The sequence below is a fragment of the Mesorhizobium sp. USDA 4413 genome, assembly GCF_056280365.1.
In genome coordinates, this window is sequence record NZ_JBVPRP010000001.1 from 5,943,905 (window position 1) to 5,959,560 (window position 15,656).

19 protein-coding genes and 2 tRNA genes are annotated in these 15,656 nt (G+C 62.2%); 19 read left to right on the forward strand and 2 right to left on the reverse strand.

Features of this window, described 5'->3' with window-relative positions:
- Nucleotides 1-57: 57 nt before the first annotated feature.
- Genes ACVMIM_RS28830 through ACVMIM_RS28855 form a run of 6 tightly spaced genes read left to right on the forward strand, consistent with a single transcriptional unit; the run spans nucleotide 58 to nucleotide 4,983 of the window.
- A complete protein-coding gene (locus ACVMIM_RS28830; RefSeq protein ID WP_476116079.1) occupies nucleotides 58-1,575 on the forward strand; it encodes a TadE/TadG family type IV pilus assembly protein in 1,518 nt (505 codons plus the stop codon).
- A gap of 5 nt (nucleotides 1,576-1,580) precedes the next feature.
- Nucleotides 1,581-2,078 carry a TadE/TadG family type IV pilus assembly protein gene (locus tag ACVMIM_RS28835; protein WP_476116081.1) on the forward strand — a complete coding sequence of 166 codons (498 nt, stop codon included), beginning with the start codon at nucleotides 1,581-1,583 and terminating at the stop codon, nucleotides 2,076-2,078.
- Nucleotides 2,072-2,707 carry a TadE/TadG family type IV pilus assembly protein gene (locus tag ACVMIM_RS28840; protein ID WP_476116083.1) on the forward strand — a complete coding sequence of 212 codons (636 nt, stop codon included), beginning with the start codon at nucleotides 2,072-2,074 and terminating at the stop codon, nucleotides 2,705-2,707. The genes ACVMIM_RS28835 and ACVMIM_RS28840 overlap by 7 nt, the downstream gene beginning before the upstream one ends.
- The gene (locus ACVMIM_RS28845; RefSeq protein WP_476116085.1) at nucleotides 2,704-3,867 is read left to right on the forward strand and encodes a CpaE/TadZ family protein; all 1,164 of its coding nucleotides are present in this window, start codon (nucleotides 2,704-2,706) and stop codon (nucleotides 3,865-3,867) included. The genes ACVMIM_RS28840 and ACVMIM_RS28845 overlap by 4 nt, the downstream gene beginning before the upstream one ends.
- Nucleotides 3,854-4,429 carry a L,D-transpeptidase gene (locus tag ACVMIM_RS28850; RefSeq protein ID WP_476116086.1) on the forward strand — a complete coding sequence of 192 codons (576 nt, stop codon included), beginning with the start codon at nucleotides 3,854-3,856 and terminating at the stop codon, nucleotides 4,427-4,429. Before ACVMIM_RS28845 ends, ACVMIM_RS28850 begins: the two co-directional genes overlap by 14 nt.
- Entirely contained in the window at nucleotides 4,426-4,983 is a 558-nt protein-coding gene (locus ACVMIM_RS28855) for a hypothetical protein (protein ID WP_476116088.1), read from the forward strand. The genes ACVMIM_RS28850 and ACVMIM_RS28855 overlap by 4 nt, the downstream gene beginning before the upstream one ends.
- Before the next feature lie 24 nt (nucleotides 4,984-5,007).
- Here the strand turns inward: ACVMIM_RS28855 and ACVMIM_RS28860 are convergent, their stop codons facing one another.
- Nucleotides 5,008-5,541 carry a hypothetical protein gene (locus ACVMIM_RS28860; protein ID WP_476116090.1) on the reverse strand — a complete coding sequence of 178 codons (534 nt, stop codon included), beginning with the start codon at nucleotides 5,539-5,541 and terminating at the stop codon, nucleotides 5,008-5,010.
- Between the two features lie 197 nt (nucleotides 5,542-5,738).
- Here ACVMIM_RS28860 and ACVMIM_RS28865 point away from each other — a divergent pair, with 197 nt between their 5' ends.
- Nucleotides 5,739-6,449, forward strand: coding sequence for a thermonuclease family protein (locus tag ACVMIM_RS28865; protein WP_476116092.1), 711 nt, complete (start codon nucleotides 5,739-5,741; stop codon nucleotides 6,447-6,449).
- 232 nt (nucleotides 6,450-6,681) lie between these two features.
- On the forward strand, nucleotides 6,682-7,428 hold the full coding sequence (locus ACVMIM_RS28870) for a GGDEF domain-containing protein (RefSeq protein ID WP_476116093.1): 747 nt from the start codon (nucleotides 6,682-6,684) through the stop codon (nucleotides 7,426-7,428).
- Between the two features lie 45 nt (nucleotides 7,429-7,473).
- Here ACVMIM_RS28870 and ACVMIM_RS28875 read toward each other — a convergent pair.
- A tRNA-Thr gene (locus ACVMIM_RS28875) sits at nucleotides 7,474-7,548 on the reverse strand.
- A gap of 325 nt (nucleotides 7,549-7,873) precedes the next feature.
- Between ACVMIM_RS28875 and ACVMIM_RS28880 the strand changes: the two genes are divergently transcribed.
- The 11 genes from ACVMIM_RS28880 (at nucleotide 7,874) to ACVMIM_RS28930 (ending at nucleotide 15,365) form a co-directional block, all read left to right on the forward strand.
- Nucleotides 7,874-8,050: a hypothetical protein gene (locus ACVMIM_RS28880; protein WP_476116094.1), complete on the forward strand. Its 177-nt coding sequence runs from the start codon at nucleotides 7,874-7,876 to the stop codon at nucleotides 8,048-8,050.
- A 139-nt stretch (nucleotides 8,051-8,189) separates the two neighbouring features.
- Nucleotides 8,190-9,482 carry a UDP-N-acetylglucosamine 1-carboxyvinyltransferase gene (gene murA, locus ACVMIM_RS28885; protein WP_278047584.1) on the forward strand — a complete coding sequence of 431 codons (1,293 nt, stop codon included), beginning with the start codon at nucleotides 8,190-8,192 and terminating at the stop codon, nucleotides 9,480-9,482.
- 91 nt (nucleotides 9,483-9,573) lie between these two features.
- Nucleotides 9,574-10,008 carry a DUF2948 family protein gene (locus ACVMIM_RS28890; RefSeq protein ID WP_278047583.1) on the forward strand — a complete coding sequence of 145 codons (435 nt, stop codon included), beginning with the start codon at nucleotides 9,574-9,576 and terminating at the stop codon, nucleotides 10,006-10,008.
- 6 nt (nucleotides 10,009-10,014) lie between these two features.
- Nucleotides 10,015-11,307, forward strand: a complete 1,293-nt coding sequence (hisD, locus tag ACVMIM_RS28895; RefSeq protein WP_476116096.1) for a histidinol dehydrogenase — start codon at nucleotides 10,015-10,017, stop codon at nucleotides 11,305-11,307.
- Between the two features lie 2 nt (nucleotides 11,308-11,309).
- Nucleotides 11,310-11,795, forward strand: coding sequence for a UPF0262 family protein (locus tag ACVMIM_RS28900; protein WP_041003146.1), 486 nt, complete (start codon nucleotides 11,310-11,312; stop codon nucleotides 11,793-11,795).
- 11 nt (nucleotides 11,796-11,806) lie between these two features.
- Complete coding sequence (locus ACVMIM_RS28905; RefSeq protein WP_476116098.1) at nucleotides 11,807-12,247, forward strand: arsenate-mycothiol transferase ArsC; 441 nt, start codon at nucleotides 11,807-11,809, stop codon at nucleotides 12,245-12,247.
- Between the two features lie 142 nt (nucleotides 12,248-12,389).
- The gene (gene infA / locus ACVMIM_RS28910; protein WP_006200926.1) at nucleotides 12,390-12,608 is read left to right on the forward strand and encodes a translation initiation factor IF-1; all 219 of its coding nucleotides are present in this window, start codon (nucleotides 12,390-12,392) and stop codon (nucleotides 12,606-12,608) included.
- A 19-nt stretch (nucleotides 12,609-12,627) separates the two neighbouring features.
- Nucleotides 12,628-13,254, forward strand: coding sequence for a Maf-like protein (locus ACVMIM_RS28915; protein WP_476116100.1), 627 nt, complete (start codon nucleotides 12,628-12,630; stop codon nucleotides 13,252-13,254).
- 13 nt (nucleotides 13,255-13,267) lie between these two features.
- On the forward strand, nucleotides 13,268-13,489 hold the full coding sequence (gene yacG, locus ACVMIM_RS28920) for a DNA gyrase inhibitor YacG (RefSeq protein WP_476116102.1): 222 nt from the start codon (nucleotides 13,268-13,270) through the stop codon (nucleotides 13,487-13,489).
- Nucleotides 13,490-13,766: 277 nt separating this feature from the next.
- A tRNA-Phe gene (locus ACVMIM_RS28925) sits at nucleotides 13,767-13,842 on the forward strand.
- Between the two features lie 212 nt (nucleotides 13,843-14,054).
- The gene (locus tag ACVMIM_RS28930; RefSeq protein ID WP_040989442.1) at nucleotides 14,055-15,365 is read left to right on the forward strand and encodes a tyrosine-type recombinase/integrase; all 1,311 of its coding nucleotides are present in this window, start codon (nucleotides 14,055-14,057) and stop codon (nucleotides 15,363-15,365) included.
- Nucleotides 15,366-15,656: the final 291 nt, after the last annotated feature.

A 15,656-nucleotide genomic window follows, 5' to 3' on the forward strand; every position in this document is an offset into this window, starting at 1 on the left:
GATGCGGTGCGTCAGGCGAGCGAGGACGCCTGGCACGAATGGAACAGAGAGTAAATCATGTTGAGGACCATTCGTGAATTCTGGAGCGATCAACGCGGTATAGCGATGATCCTCGTCGCCATCATGCTGCCGGTGCTTGTCGGTTTTGCCTTACTGGCGATCGACATGAGCCGGGCCAACGGACTTCACAACGATCTGCAGAAAGGTGTCGATGCGCTGGCGCTAGCCGCGGCGGCGGAGCTCGACGGCAGATCGGATAGCATCGCTAGGGCCAATAGGGCCGTAACCAATCTTCTCGCCAATCGGACGCTCTTTTCGACAGCGGGCGATCACCAACTCGCTTTGTCCGACGTAACGGTAACCTATCTGACTGGAATACCGGCGAGCGACAACACACGACTAAGCGCCGCTGGTGTCGATTCGAACGGCGTGAACTGGGCCAGCACTGATCCAAAGGCTGTGTCGTTCGCGGAAGTGACGGTGAACCCTTCAGGCTTGGCTGACGGTGCGGGGGCCTTCGCGACGATTTTTCCAGCCAATTTCCTCGGTGCCAGCGACACCATGGATATCAATCCACAGGCGGTGGCAGGCTTCAATCAGTCCATTTGCGAGACCGTGCCGCTGTTCATGTGCAATCCGTTTGAGACTGCCACGCCCGCTACCAGCAAGACGATCCAGCAGGCCTTCGCAGACGGGGACACCTACAGCCGCGAGTTCCGTATCCTAAAGGTCGACAACAATCCTGGTCCTGGAAATTTCGGCCTTCTCGACAACAACCTGCAGTCACTGCGCGATGCGATCGCAATGGGAACCGCCGGCACCTGCTACAATCGGAACGGGATTACGACCAAGACCGGCGTGACTCTGGGTCAAGTCAATAGCGGGCTCAACGTCCGCTTTGATCTCTATAGCGGCTCTCTGAACAAATACAACAAAGATTGGGCTTACAGACCGGCGAGCAATGTGCGCAAGGGCCAAAAGAGCAACACCTGTAACAAATACGATCCAGTTACTGATGGATCGGCACTGCCGCTCCCTCCCGGAGCCAATTACAACTCTACGAAGGGGTATTCGGACAAGATCACCAATGCGTCGACTTTCTATGCCCAGTATTGGAGCGTTAACCACAAGGGCGCGGCCGTCCCAAATATTCCAAGCACGAGCTATCCGACCGGAGATACAACTCGGCCCGCCTCCCGGTATGACCTCTACAAATACGAAATAGCCAATGGCCTGGTTGGGGACAAATCGAAGGCGCCAACGAATGAAAGAGGGACGCCGTCTTGCTTCAAGGGCGACAGCCCCACTGTCGACCCTGATCGTAGGCTGCTTAATCTGGCCATCGTCGACTGCCTTGCCAATGCGGCCAAAATTAACGGCCACACACAACTGAAACCAGACGGCTACGCGAGCATTTTCGTGAACGCTCCAGTCTCCAAGGTTGACCCGAACGCCGACCCCGACGGCACCGGCGCCGAGATGCCGATCAGCCTCGAAATCGTCGATGTCGACGGTCCGCTTGGCAATGGCACGCTCGACAAGGCTCTCCGGAACGAAGCACAACTCTACCGGTGAGCCTCATGACCAAGCTCCGACACATCGTCCAACTGTTCAGGCGCGATCAGGACGGCACAGCCTTGGTCGAGATGGCGATCGTTGCACCTTTTGTGCTCCTGTTGTCAGCCGGCGTGTTCGAATTCTCCAATATCTTGAACACGCGTCTGCTGCTTGAGGCCGGCGTCGAGGATGCGGCTCGCTACATGGCGCGCTGCAGTGGCGATTGGGACACTTGCAAGGGGCTGGCACAAAAGCTTGCGGCCAATGGCGCCGTTGACGGCACCAGCGCCAGGGTGATCGGTTGGCTTCCAGCACAAGTTATCATTACAAAGATATCCACTGCGGCGGTCGATGCGACGACCACTCCCCCCACGGAGATCTATCTCAGTAGCAAGAGCACCGTCGACGTGGTGACGGTCAGTACTGCATATACCTATCCTGACGTCGGATTCTGGTCCTATCTTGGCTTTGGTGACCTCACGCTCAGCGTGGCGCATCAGGAGCGTGTCTTCGGATGGTGATCCTTCGCAACACATTTTGGAGCAGCCAGTCGGGGGCGGCGATGGTCGAAGCGGCTATCGCAATGCCACTACTCTTGACTCTCCTGCTTGGCTTCGTCGACTTTGGATACGCTTTCTATCAATGGAATGCGGCGAACAAAGCGGTGCAGGCCGGGGCTCGGTTGGCACAAATTTCCGCGCCCGTTGCCAGCGGACTCTCATCCGAGACGTTGACACAAAGCGACCTGACCAAAGTCGGCACAGCGGTTCCGCTAAACACCTATAATTACATCTGCACCGCCAACAGCGCAGGAGTTGCCTCTTGTATCTGTGGAACCGGCGCCACCTGCCAAAACCTCAACGTGAGCCAGTCCGCATTCGATCTGATCTTCAGTGGCAGCACTACCCGTGCCGGGATGCAGACATTCTTGCCGATGCTCAAGAAATCCGAAGTCCGTATCCAATACCAGGCTTCCGGCCTTGGCTACTGGACCCGACCCAACGGTCCCGTCCCGACCATCACGGTCAGCATCGTCGGCCATCAATTCCAGTTCTTCTTCCTGGGCGCATTGCTCGGGTTCAACACCATCACCATGCCTTCCATGCTGAGTACTGTAACGGGTGAAGATTTGAAGAGCACATGGCCATGAACGCCATCGACACCAGAGTTCTCCCGACCAAGCGAAAGCAGGTGGCGCTGTTTTCCGGCGATGCAAATTTCAAGCGCGATGTCACCACGCGGCTCGACGCGCTGGCGATCTATGACGTCAAGGTTTCGGACGCGGCGGAGTTCCTCAAGGGGCCGCCGGCCGACAGCCGGCCGGGCATCATCATCCTCGATCTCGGCAATGGCGAGCTGCTCGGCAATCCAGCGATCGTCGAGGCGCGCGCGGCCTGGGCCTCGGTGCCGCTGATCGCGATCTCGGACGAGCTCACCTCCGAGCAGACGCGCGTGCTGGTGCGCATGAACGCGTCCGACTGGCTGCACAAGCCGCTCGACGCCAAGGAGCTGCTCAACGCCGTCACCTTCCACGACACCGGCAACCAGGGCACCAAGAGCCGCATCATCACCTTCATTGCGGCCAGCGGCGGCGCCGGCGCCACCACGCTGGCGATCTCGGCGGCCGAGCACCTCGCCTCGAAATCGGCCGAGCGCGCGGCCGCGACCTGCCTCGTCGACCTCGATTTCCAGAGCGCCAATTGCGGCGCCTATCTCAACCAGTTCAACCAGTTCGACCTTTCCGGCATCATCGGCCAGCCGGACCGGCTCGACGTCGAGCTCATGGACGTCATCAAATTGGCGCGGCCGTCGGGCCTCACGCTCTATTCCTTCGAGCGGCCGCAACTGCCGTTCGAGCCGCAGGGTTCGGACTTCGTCTTCCGGCTGCTCGATCTCGTCGCCTACCGCTTCGACGACATCGTCATCGACCTGCCCAATATCGAGACGCCGTGGCACGATGCGGTGCTCAGGACGAGCGACGAGATCTTCATCGTCTTCGAGCTCAACGTCGCCTCGCTCAGGCAAGGCAAGCGGCTCTACAAGAAGATCCGCGAGCTGCGCGGCAATGGCGTCTCGATCACGCTGGTCGCCAACAAGCACAAGCGCAAATGGTTCGGCAACCACTTCTCGCGCAGCGAGCTGGAGAAGATCTTCAAGGCGCCGCACATCAAGTCGCTGGCGCTGGACAACGCGCTTCTGGCCGACGCGCTGAACCGCGCCATCCTGCCTTCCGAAGTGGACGGACGCGCGCGCTTCAACAAGGACCTGAAACGCATGTTCAAGGAGCGGCTGGACAATGCCCAGCGCTAGGCGCTTCGCCGTGATGCATCTAGCCGGCGCCTGCCTGGCCGGGCTGACGCTGGCGTCGGCCTGCGATGTGGCGATGGCCGGGTCGAGCCTGCCTCCCCTGCCCGCGATGGGCCCAAGCCTGCGCAAGGCGGTCACCTTCGAGACCCGCGAGCAACCCGGCACCATCATCATCCGCAAGAACGAGAAGGCGCTTTATCTGGTGACCGGCCAGGGCCAAGCACTGCGCTACCAGATCAGCGTCGGCCGCGACGGCTTCGGCTGGACCGGAACGGTCAAGATCGCCTCGAAGTCCGAATGGCCGGAATGGCGTCCGCCCAAGGAGATGCGCGCGCGCCAGCCGGAACTGCCGGCGATGGTGCCGGCCGGTCCCTACAATCCGCTCGGCGCGCGGGCGCTTTATCTGTCGCGCGACGGGCACGACACGCTCTATCGCATCCATGGCACCAACGATCCCAAGGGCGTCGGTTTCGACGGCACGTCCGGATGCTTCCGGCTGACGAACACCGATGTGATCGATCTCTTCAAACGCGTCGCGGTGGGCGCAAAGGTGGTGGTTGAATGACGATGATCAGCGAGCCGGACGTTCCGGCAATCGAACTCGTTCACCGGGAGGCCGCCCCGGGAACGCCCAGCCGGGCCAAGATGTTCGGCGTCATCGCGGTCGGCGCGTTGCTTGTCACCTTCGTCAACGTGACGGCCGCGGTCTATCTCTATCGCGGCGTCAACGACCTCAAGACGATGGAGGCGCGGCTTGATCAACTCGGCCAGTTCGAGCAGCGCATCGGCGCCCGCATCGATACCGTCAACAACGGCTTCCAGAGCCGGTTCGAGACGCTGGACCGCCAGCTGCAGGCGAATTTCGGCCAGATCAACGGCAATATCGCCAAGCTGGAGCAAGGCCAGCCGGTCGCCGCCAGCGAGCCGGCGCCCGGCCCGACGGAGCCGTCCATGGCTGGCAACACCACGGTGGCGGACGCTTCAGCGGTCGATGAAAGCGTCGGCGCCGGAAACGGGGAGCCCTCGTTCAAGCGCAAGGTCGCGCCTCCCGGCCCCAACCCGTCCTATCAGCGTATCCAGCAGCCCGACGGCAAGGTCTATTACAAGAAGATCAATTGAGCCCGGCGGGCCTTGGCTCGCCGGTTACAGATCGCGCTGCAGCGCAAGCATACGGACCGCGCGGCTTTCGGCGCGCTGTCTCGCCTCGCGCAGGAAAGCGACGTGGCAATAAGCGCAGGCCGCGAGACCGAGGCACAGCACCAGGCAGTTCTGCAAGCTTAGGTCGACCATCACCGAGAACTGAAGGCCATGGGGCGTGACGAAGGCTGCGATAGTGCTCGCCGTTTCCGCGTGGCTGCTCAGTGCCATCATGAGCCCGGCAAAAATCATGGCAGCGTGATTGGCGAGGAAGAAACCCCCGGACCATTTCGAGCGACTGGCCATCCAGCAGGCGCCCACCGCAAAGACAATGATGGCAACGTCAAGCGCCATCGATCCGCCCAGATAGACGTGCGCCTGCTGCCAGAACATGGTCGAGTAGGGACGCAGCTCGAGCCAGGCGTGCCACACAGCGGGGCTCGCCGGATAGAAGCCGAGAAGCAGCGCCGCCATCCGCTCCGCCGCCAGCAGAAGCAGCATCAGTGCCGGAAAGGCAAAAAGCAGTATCGGCTTGCGCATCGCGTCATCCCCTCGACATCCGACAGCCGATTCTAGGCGGCATTGGTTGCGCGACGCTTAACGCAACGCCTTGCTTTTCAAGGAATGTGGCTCATGTCTAATGTATGATCCGGGGGCGGCGCCGTGTCGGCAGGAGCTAATGGTTCGAGCTCGGGCAGCATCATCGACAGCCGGCCCGATCCCGCGGAGTGCCACGCGTGAGGCAGACGAACCTGCCCGGTCGCCTCATGCTTGCGTCCGCGCTGGGCGGCCTCGGGCTGCTCGCAGGCATGGTGCTGATCGCCGAGGGCGGGCGCTGGCTGCCGCCAAACCGGCCTTCGGTCGCGCCGGTCCAGGGCGCCGGCGACCCGAAGCCGGCCCGGCCTACCCCGACGCATGACAGGCGACCAGGCCAGCCGGCGCGCAAGATCGCCGAGAACCTCATCGCGCCGCCGCCACTCGACCCATCCGGGATCGAGCGCATCGAGCCGCGCCCTCCACTTGGCGAACTCGGGCTTGCAACAACGCCGAAGACGCCGATGGCGCAGGATTGGCATGAGACGCTGCTCTTCCGTCCGGTCGCGACTTCCGCGGCGGTCTTCGAAGCCATGGGACGCACGGTCGCCATCAGCGGCACGGTCGACATAGACCCCGACAGGACCTGCACGTTCGACGACACCGCCTGGCCCTGCGGCCAGCGGGCGCGGGCCGCTTTCAACGCTTGGCTGCGCGGCCGGGCGCTCAAATGCCTTCTGCCGCCGGATGCCGACCGTTTCGCCATCGCCGCACCTTGCGCCCTCGGCAAGCAGGATGTCGGAGCCTGGCTGGTTTCCAACGGCTGGGCGATGGCCGCGCCCACCGGTATTTACGGCAAGGCGGAAATGGTGGCGAGAAACGCCAGGATGGGCATCTTCGGCCCACCGCAATAGCGCTGCCCGCGGGAACGTCGGCGGCCGGTTCCGCCCCGGACCTTGCGTGAAAGCAGAATGGTCAGGGCGGTTCGGCACTTCTAAAACCTGGACCGGTCCAACGGCAGCCAGTGCGCCGGATCCGCCGCTTGCCATGGAGAAGATGCCGACTTGCATCAAATTGTAAGCTTCCATGAAACCGAAATCGTAACCGACCTCCTGTAAGCCGATGCGTCGAACAGGAGATTGGCCCTTGACCACGAAAACACCGACCGCGCCGGTTCAAACATGGAAGCAGCTCATCTTGCTGGCCGCGCTCGGCACCGCCGCCTGCGTCGGCCTTTCGCTCGCGGTGAACTACCTGCTGCTTTTCAGCGACAGCCTGACGCCGTTCGGCCGCGGGGCCGTTACGGCGATCATCGTGCCGATCGTCATCGGTCTGCCGCTGTTTGCCCTCATCGGCTGGCAACAGATCGAGATCCGCCGCTACCGGCAGGAACTCACCAGATCCGGCACCTATGACCAGTTGACCGGCTGCCTGAACGGCAAGGTGTTCACCTCTATGGTCGACAGGAGAGCGGCGAGACCGGCCGGTCCGAGGTCGGGCGCTTTTCTGGTCATCCATCCTGAACATCTGGCATCGATCAACTTGCGTTTCGGTCTCGAATGGGGCGACGAAGCCTTGCGGTTGATCGCATCGGCCATCCAATCCGCGGTGCGCAAGGACGATTTGATCGGCCGGATCGGAACCTCGATGTTCGGCGTCTTCCTCCCGGGCGCGAGCGAAGAGGACGCCAAGGAGGTCGGCGAGCGCATTCGCGGCACGGTCGGCGAGATCTATTTCGCGCCGAAAGGCGACAAGGACGTGCTTGCGATCAAAGTCGGCGGTGTCATTTTCGAGCGTGAGCTGGATTTCGAGGACATGTTCCGCTTCGCGGAGGAAGGCCTGGCCGAGGCCACGGACGAAGCCGGCCTGCGGCTGTCGCATGTCACCAACTGAGCCGGCGCGATCGCCGGAGGAGCTCATTTCGGTGTTTCGGAAAGCTGGTGCTGCGAGAGAGGATTGAACTCTCGACCTCTCCCTTACCAAGGGAGTGCTCTACCACTGAGCTACCGCAGCCTGCGATGGCGGCGCTTCTGCCATATCGAACCGGTAAGCGCAAGGCCAAGAAAAACCCAAAGCGTCGCATCCGATTCTTGCCAACAATTAAGCGGCTCGAAGCGGCATGCGCGGCTGATCCACAGGCCTAAAGCGCGTCGCGATCTTTCAGATTCGCTCCATACGCTTTAGGTTTTTGATTTTACGCATATCTTTATCCCGAAACCGGTTCCCACTTTCGGGAGACATGCTTTAAACCCGTCCGACCGCGCTTTCATGACATCGCCAGGCCAAAATGCTACCCATTGCGGAATCGCAGCCGGCTGACCACCGGTCAGGGTGGACGATGGGCAAGAGGACAAATCCACCGAAAAAGGGCGAAGCCGCGCGCAAGGAACGGTTGGCCGAGGCGCTGCGCGCCAATCTGCAGAAGCGCAAGGCGCAGACGCGCTCGCGGCGCGCGGGCGATGCCGATCAGCGGTCGGAAGGGTTGCCGGCTGCTGGAAAAATGCACAAGGACTGACCAAATCAGCCATACTGCCCGGCCATAGTCGGTCCGGTTCTAGGAAAATCCTATTTCTTGAACCAGGCCGGCCAATGGTCTAAGCCGGGCATACTCAACCGATTGAAGCGGCCTGTTCGGGCCGAGGGGACATTTTCTTATGGATCGCATCAGAATTGTCGGCGGCAACGAGCTGGCCGGTACCATTCCGATCTCGGGCGCCAAGAACGCGGCATTGCCGCTGATGATCGCGGCGCTGCTCACTGACGACACGCTGACGCTCGAAAACGTGCCGCATCTGGCCGATGTCGAGCAGCTGATCCGCATCCTCGGCAATCACGGCGTCGACTATTCCGTCAACGGCCGGCGCGAGAGCCAGCAGAAAGGCTATTCGCGCACCATCAATTTTTCGGCCCGCAACATCGTCGACACCACCGCGCCTTACGAGCTGGTGTCGAAGATGCGCGCCTCTTTCTGGGTTATCGGCCCGCTGCTTGCCCGCATGGGCGAGGCCAAGGTGTCGCTGCCCGGCGGCTGCGCCATCGGCACGCGCCCGGTCGACCTGTTCCTCGAAGGCCTGCAGGCGCTGGACGCCGAGCTCGACGTCGACAATGGCTATGTCGTGGCCAAGACCCGGAACGGCCGCCTCCACGGCAATCGCTACGTGTTTCCGAAAGTGTCGGTCGGCGCCACCCACGTCTTGATGATGGCGGCCTCGCTCGCCAAGGGCGAGACGGTGCTGGAAAATGCCGCGCGCGAGCCGGAAATCGTCAATCTCGCCGAGTGCCTGATCGCCATGGGCGCCAAGATCCACGGCGCCGGCACCTCGACCATCACCATCCAGGGCGTCGAGGCGCTGTCGGGTGCCCGAGTGCGCGTCATTCCGGACCGCATCGAGACCGGCACCTATGCCATGGCGGTGGCGATGACAGGCGGCGACGTGATGCTGGAAGGCGCACGGCCCGACCTGTTGCAGACGGCGCTCGACGTTCTCGTCGAGACCGGCGCCGAGATCACGCCGACCAATGAGGGCATCCGCGTCAAGCGCAACGGCGCCGGCATTGCACCGGTGGATGTGACGACGGCGCCCTTCCCCGCTTTCCCCACCGACCTGCAGGCGCAGTTCATGGGCCTGATGACGATGGCCAAGGGCAAGTCGCGCATCACCGAGACAATCTTCGAGAACCGCTTCATGCATGTGCAGGAGCTCGCGCGCCTTGGCGCCCACATCACGCTTTCCGGCCAGACGGCGATCGTCGACGGCGTCGCCAGGCTCAAGGGCGCTCCCGTGATGGCGACCGACCTGCGCGCCTCGGTGTCGCTCGTCATCGCCGGCCTTGCGGCCGAAGGCGAGACCACGGTCAACCGCGTCTACCACCTCGACCGCGGCTTCGAGCGGCTGGAAGAGAAGCTCTCCGGCTGCGGCGCGGTGATCGAGCGCATTTCGGGCTGACGCTTCACGGCAATTTTCGCGGGCGGTTGCGCCAGCAGCGAAGACCGCATAACAGAACGTTGAATTGTCAACGTTCAGGTGCGCATTCCGCATGGCAGCTCTCAAGCTCATCGCGCTCGACGATCAGGATCTGAGCATCGTCTCGGCGCATGTCCAGGACGCCGTGATGAAGGTCTCCGACCTCGAATATCTGCCGGCGGCCAAGCGGTTTGTGCTGACCATGAACCGCTTCGTCTGGGAAGCGAAATCCGGTCTGTTCCGCCAGCATAACGAACGGCGGCAGAGCGTTCTGCATTTCGACCGCGTGCTCGGCGCCAAGACCAGCGGCATCCCGCGCGACAAGCCGGCCGAGGTGCTGTCGCTGCTGGCGGTCAGCTTCATCGCCATCAGCAAGCCGGCCGGCATCATCGAATTGGTGTTTTCGGGCGGCGGCACCATCATGCTCGACGTCGAATGCGTCGAGGCGCGGCTTGCCGATGTCGGCGGCTCCTGGGAAGCCTCCTCGCGCCCCGTGCACAGAGGCTAAAACGCAATGGCCATCACGCTCCGCCAGCAGGACGCCGATTTCGAGCAGCGCTTTTCAGCTTTCCTCACCACCAAGCGTGAGGTCTCGGCCGATGTCGAGGCCGTGGTGCGCGACATCATCGCCAGCGTGCGCGCCGAGGGCGACAAGGCGCTGATCGACTACACGCGTAAGTTCGACAAAGCCGATCTCGGCGCGCTCGGCATCGCCGTGTCGAAGGACGACATCGCCACGGCCTATGCAGCGGCCGATCCGGCGACCGTCGAGGCGCTCACATTCGCCCGCGACCGTATCCGCTCGCATCATGAGCGGCAAAAGCCCAAGGACGACCGCTACACGGATGCCGCCGGCGTCGAACTCGGCTCGCGCTGGACGGCGATCGAAGCCGTCGGCCTCTATGTGCCGGGCGGCACGGCGAGCTACCCGAGTTCGGTGCTGATGAACGCCGTGCCGGCCAAAGTCGCCGGCGTCGAGCGCATCGTCATCGTCGTGCCGGCCTCGGGCGGCGTTATCAACCCGCTGGTGCTGGTGGCAGCCGATCTTGCCGGCGTTTCCGAGATCTACCGCGTCGGCGGCGCGCAGGCCGTTGCAGCGCTTGCCTACGGGACCGAGACGATCAAGCCGGTCGCCAAAATCGTCGGGCCGGGCAATGCGTATGTCGCAGCCGCCAAGCGCCAGGTGTTCGGCACCGTCGGCATCGATATGATCGCCGGGCCATCCGAAGTGCTGGTGGTGGCCGATGCCGACAACGATCCGGACTGGATCGCGGCCGATCTTTTGGCGCAGGCCGAGCATGACGTTTCGGCCCAGTCGATCCTGATCACCGACGACGCCGAATTCGGCAAGGCGGTCGGGCAGGCGGTCGAACGCCAGCTGAAAATTCTGCCGCGTGCCGAGACGGCGGCGGCAAGCTGGCGCGATTTCGGCGCGGTGATCCTGGTGCCGACACTCGAAGCCTCGCTGCCGCTGGTCGACAGGATCGCCGCAGAACATGTCGAGCTCGCCTTCGACGATGCCGAGGCATTCCTTGCCAGAATGCGCAACGCAGGCGCCGTCTTTATCGGCCGGCACACCCCGGAAGTGATCGGCGACTATGTCGGCGGCTCCAACCATGTTTTGCCGACGGCACGTTCGGCGCGCTTCTCGTCGGGACTGTCCGTGCTCGATTTCGTCAAGCGCAGTTCGATCCTGAAGCTCGGCCCGGAGCAGCTCAAGGCGCTGGCGCCCGCCGCGATCGCGCTCGCCAGGGCCGAAGGGCTCGACGCGCATGCCCGCTCGGTGGCGATCAGGCTGAACATGTAACGATGTCCGGCCACCACCAAACCTGCGACAGGCTGATCGACGTCGAGCTCGACGAGTCGATCGGACGTTCGACACCCGACGTCGAGCACGAGCGGGCCGTGGCGATCTTCGACCTCATCGAGGAGAACAGCTTTCGGCCGGTCAATGATGACGGCGCAGGCCCTTACAAGCTCAAGCTTTCGCTGGCGGAGTCGCGCCTGGTCTTTGCCGTCAGCCGCGAGAACGGCGCCGAGGTGGTCACCCACATCCTCTCGCTGACGCCGCTGAGGCGCATCGTCAAGGACTATTACCTGATCTGCGAAAGCTATTACGAGGCCATCCGCTCCTCGACGCCGAGCCATATCGAGGCGATCGACATGGGCCGGCGCGGCTTGCACAATGAGGGCTCGCAGACGCTGATGGACCGGCTCGCCGGCAAGATCGAGATCGATTTCGACACGGCGCGCCGGCTGTTCACGCTGGTCTGCGTGCTGCACTGGCGGGGCTAATCCTGGCCACGTTGCCGCATTCCCTCCTGTTCCTGTGCGGCATGAATGCCGTGCGCTCGCCGATCGCGGAACAATTGGCGCGCCGCATGCTGCCCTCCACCACCTTCGTCGCTTCGGCCGGCGTGCGCGCCGGCGAACGCGACCCGTTCGTCGATGCCGTGCTCGCCGAAGAAGGCCTCTCGCTTGGCGAGCGGCAGCCCAGGACGCTGGGGGATTTGGAGGACGATTATTTCGACCTGATCGTAACGCTGGCGCCGGAGGCGCACCATGCCGCGCTCGAGCTCACCCGCTCGCTCGCCGTCGAGGTCGAATACTGGCCGATGCCCGATCCAACCGACACAGGCGGGACGCGCGAGCACATCATGGCTGCCTATCGCGACGTGCGAGAGCGGCTGAAAGCGCGCATATGCCGGCGTTTTCTGCTTCCGGACGCAGAAAACGGTTCGGATTAAGCATGTTCACAAGCGGGCGATTATCATATAGGTTCCGCCGCAAATTCCGGCTCGATCAGAGCATGGTGTCGTCCGAAAACCGCTTCACACTTTTCGGCATCGTGCTCTAGGCGCCGGAACGCAATCCAAGCAAAGGTATCGAATGCCGAAGGAAGAAGTCCTCGAATTTCCGGGCGTGGTCACGGAACTGCTGCCCAATGCGATGTTCCGGGTGAAGCTCGAAAACGAGCACGAGATCATCGCCCACACGGCCGGCCGCATGCGAAAAAACCGCATCCGCGTGCTGACCGGCGACAAGGTCCTGGTCGAGATGACGCCATACGACCTGACCAAGGGTCGCATCACCTACCGTTTCAAGTAACAGTCCGGCGCGAAGCGCGATGAGCATCCTGCAGAAGCTCGTGCTTGCCTCGGGTTCGCCGCGCCGCATCGAACTCTTGCAGCAGGCCGGCATCGAACCGGACCGCGTGCTGCCCGCCGATGTCGACGAGACGCCGCTGCGCGCCGAGCATCCACGCTCGCTGGCCAAGCGTCTTTCCAAGGACAAGGCCGAGAAGGCACTTATCTCGCTGAAAAGCGAGGAAGACTATGGACCGGCCTTCATCCTGGCCGCCGACACGGTGGTGGCGGTGGGGCGGCGTATCCTGCCCAAGGCCGAGACGATCGACGACGCCATCAATTGCCTCGGCCTGCTTTCCGGCCGCTCGCACCGGGTCTATTCCGGCATCTGCCTGATCACGCCCGGCGGCAAGCTTCGGCAGCGGCTGGTCGAGACCCGCGTTCGCTTCAAGCGGCTGCCTCGCGAGGAGATCGACGCCTATGTCGCGTCCGGGGAATGGCGCGGCAAGGCCGGCGGCTACGCCGTGCAAGGGTTGGCCGGCTCCTTCGTCGTCAAGCTGGTCGGCTCCTATACCAACGTGGTCGGCCTGCCGCTTTACGAGAGCGTGGCGCTGCTTTCCGGCGAAGGCTTTAAGGCGCACCAGAACTGGCACGCCGCGCGCTCATGAGCATGGTCTACACATGAGTTCGGGCGACAAGGTAACGCCGCTGAGGCCGAAGCGACCCTGCCCCGAATGCGGCAAACCCTCCTCGCGCGAGCATTATCCGTTCTGCTCGGCGCGCTGCAAGGACATCGACCTCAATCGCTGGCTGAAGGGCGCCTATGTCATCCCCGGCCGTGACGGGGAAGAGGAACAGGACGACACGCCCAAGCCAAGCCCATCGTCCGAGGGCGAGGATTGAGCGGCGGCCGCTGTTTTCCAGCGATTTTTCTTTTCCGACAAAGCCGGCGCCTAAGCTAAGTGCCTGTTTTCACGCAATTCAGGAGCTGGAAAAAGCCGCGCAGTTTTCCGGGAATTGCGCTTGTTTTCTACGCAATTCGGGGGCGGAAAACCGCCGCACACTTTTCCTGGAATTGCTCTGGACAGCCAAGATACCCGTGCTATAACCCACGCGCTTTCAAGGGGCGCCGCCTGGTGCCTTCGCGAAACCCGGCGGGCGATCCCGTTAGCCGGCACAGGCCCAGATAGCTCAGTTGGTAGAGCAGCGGACTGAAAATCCGCGTGTCGGTGGTTCGAATCCGCCTCTGGGCACCATCCCCTCTTCTCCCGACATTCCCTTTCGCCGAAGCTTCTGCGCTTCAGTCTCCGCAAATGGCTGAATTTGCTTACCTTTTCGGCGCGTATGTCGTGGTTGGGCGAATTTCATCGCAGTTCGGCAAATTTCGTCCAACGGGGCGAGGTGTTGGTATTTTTGTTGGTATCTGAGACCCTGTTGGTATCGAAGCGCCAAAACAGGAGGTCCCACAATGGCTCTCTCCGACGTGAAATGCCGCAACACCCGGCCCGCGTCCAAGCTCCAGAAGCTATCCGACGGCGGCGGGCTGCAGCTATGGGTCCAGCCGTCGGGAACAAGGCTATGGCGCCTCGCCTATCGGTTCGACGGGAAGCAGAAGCTGCTGTCTCTGGGCAGCTATCCTGTCATTTCTCTCGCTGATGCCCGCCAAGCGCGCGATGAAGCCAAACGCCTCCTCAAGGCTGGTGCCGACCCGGCCCAGCAGCGCAAATTCCAGAAAGCTAGTTCGCCAAAAGACACCTTTCGCTCAATCGCAGACGAATATGTTGAGAAGCTGAAGAAGGAAGGACGTGCCGATCGAACGATCAGCAAAGTCAAATGGCTCCTCGACTTTGCCTATCCGACAATCGGCGACGAGTGCATTCGGGAGATCGATACCGCTACCATCCTTACCGCCCTTCGTCGCGTGGAGGTTCGCGGTCGATACGAGTCGGCCAGGCGCCTACGCTCAACAATCGGCACTGTGTTTCGATTCGCAATCGCGACAGCACGCGCCGAGGCAGATCCGACGATCGCCCTCAGGGGCGCGCTCATCAGCCCGACGGTCACGCCTCGTGCCGCGATTACCGATCCTAAGGCCTTGGGCGGCTTGCTGAGGGCGGTGGATGCATTTGACGGACAGCCAACAACCAGAGCCGCCCTGAGGCTGATGGCAATGCTGTTTCCCCGCCCGGGTGAGCTGCGCGCGGCAGAATGGGGAGAGTTCGATTTCGAAAGCTCGGTGTGGATCATTCCTGAAGCACGCATGAAAATGCGAAGGCCGCACCGCGTACCCCTTTCAAAGCAGGCAGTAAGCGTCCTGACCTCGCTTAAAGAACTCTCTGGTGGTGGATCGCTGCTGTTTCCTAGTGTTCGATCGGATTCGCGTCCGATTTCCGACAACACACTTAACGCCGCGCTGCGCCGTATGGGCTACGGCAAGGAGGAAGCTACCGCGCACGGTTTTCGAGCAACGGCATCAACCCTGCTAAACGAATGCGGAAAATGGCATCCGGACGCCATCGAACGGCAGCTGGCCCACATTGAGAACAACAACGTTCGTCGTGCCTACGCCCGGGCAGAGCATTGGGAAGAGCGCGTCAAGATGATGCAATGGTGGGCCGATTACCTGGATGAACTCGAGAGCAAAAACGCGCGGGTAATCTCAATCGTGGGGCGCGGCAAGCCTGTTGTCCATACACGACCGCGGGAGTCCACTCGGAACCCAACAGCCACAGTTCACCAAAAATCGAGGCGAATCTTCAACCTCCGAAAATCACATTAACAGCCGAAGATGCCGAAGATGCCGAAGCTGGCGTGAGATGGTGGGTCCGGTATATCCTTATCTCGTATGGTCTGGCGGGCCTAGTTGCAAGAATTCGGATTGAGGGTCCGCGCTGCGCGAGACCACGTCGACCTGAAAAGGATAAGATGCAAGTACGTTGGTTGCGGGGACAGGCTTCGAGCTTTGTCCAAACTTCTCCAATTCCATGGTTTTGCCGAGGATCGACAAAGTCAAGGATGCCGATCAGTTCGGCGTAGCTCTCCCTCGCAGCAATTTCGTGGTGGGGACCTA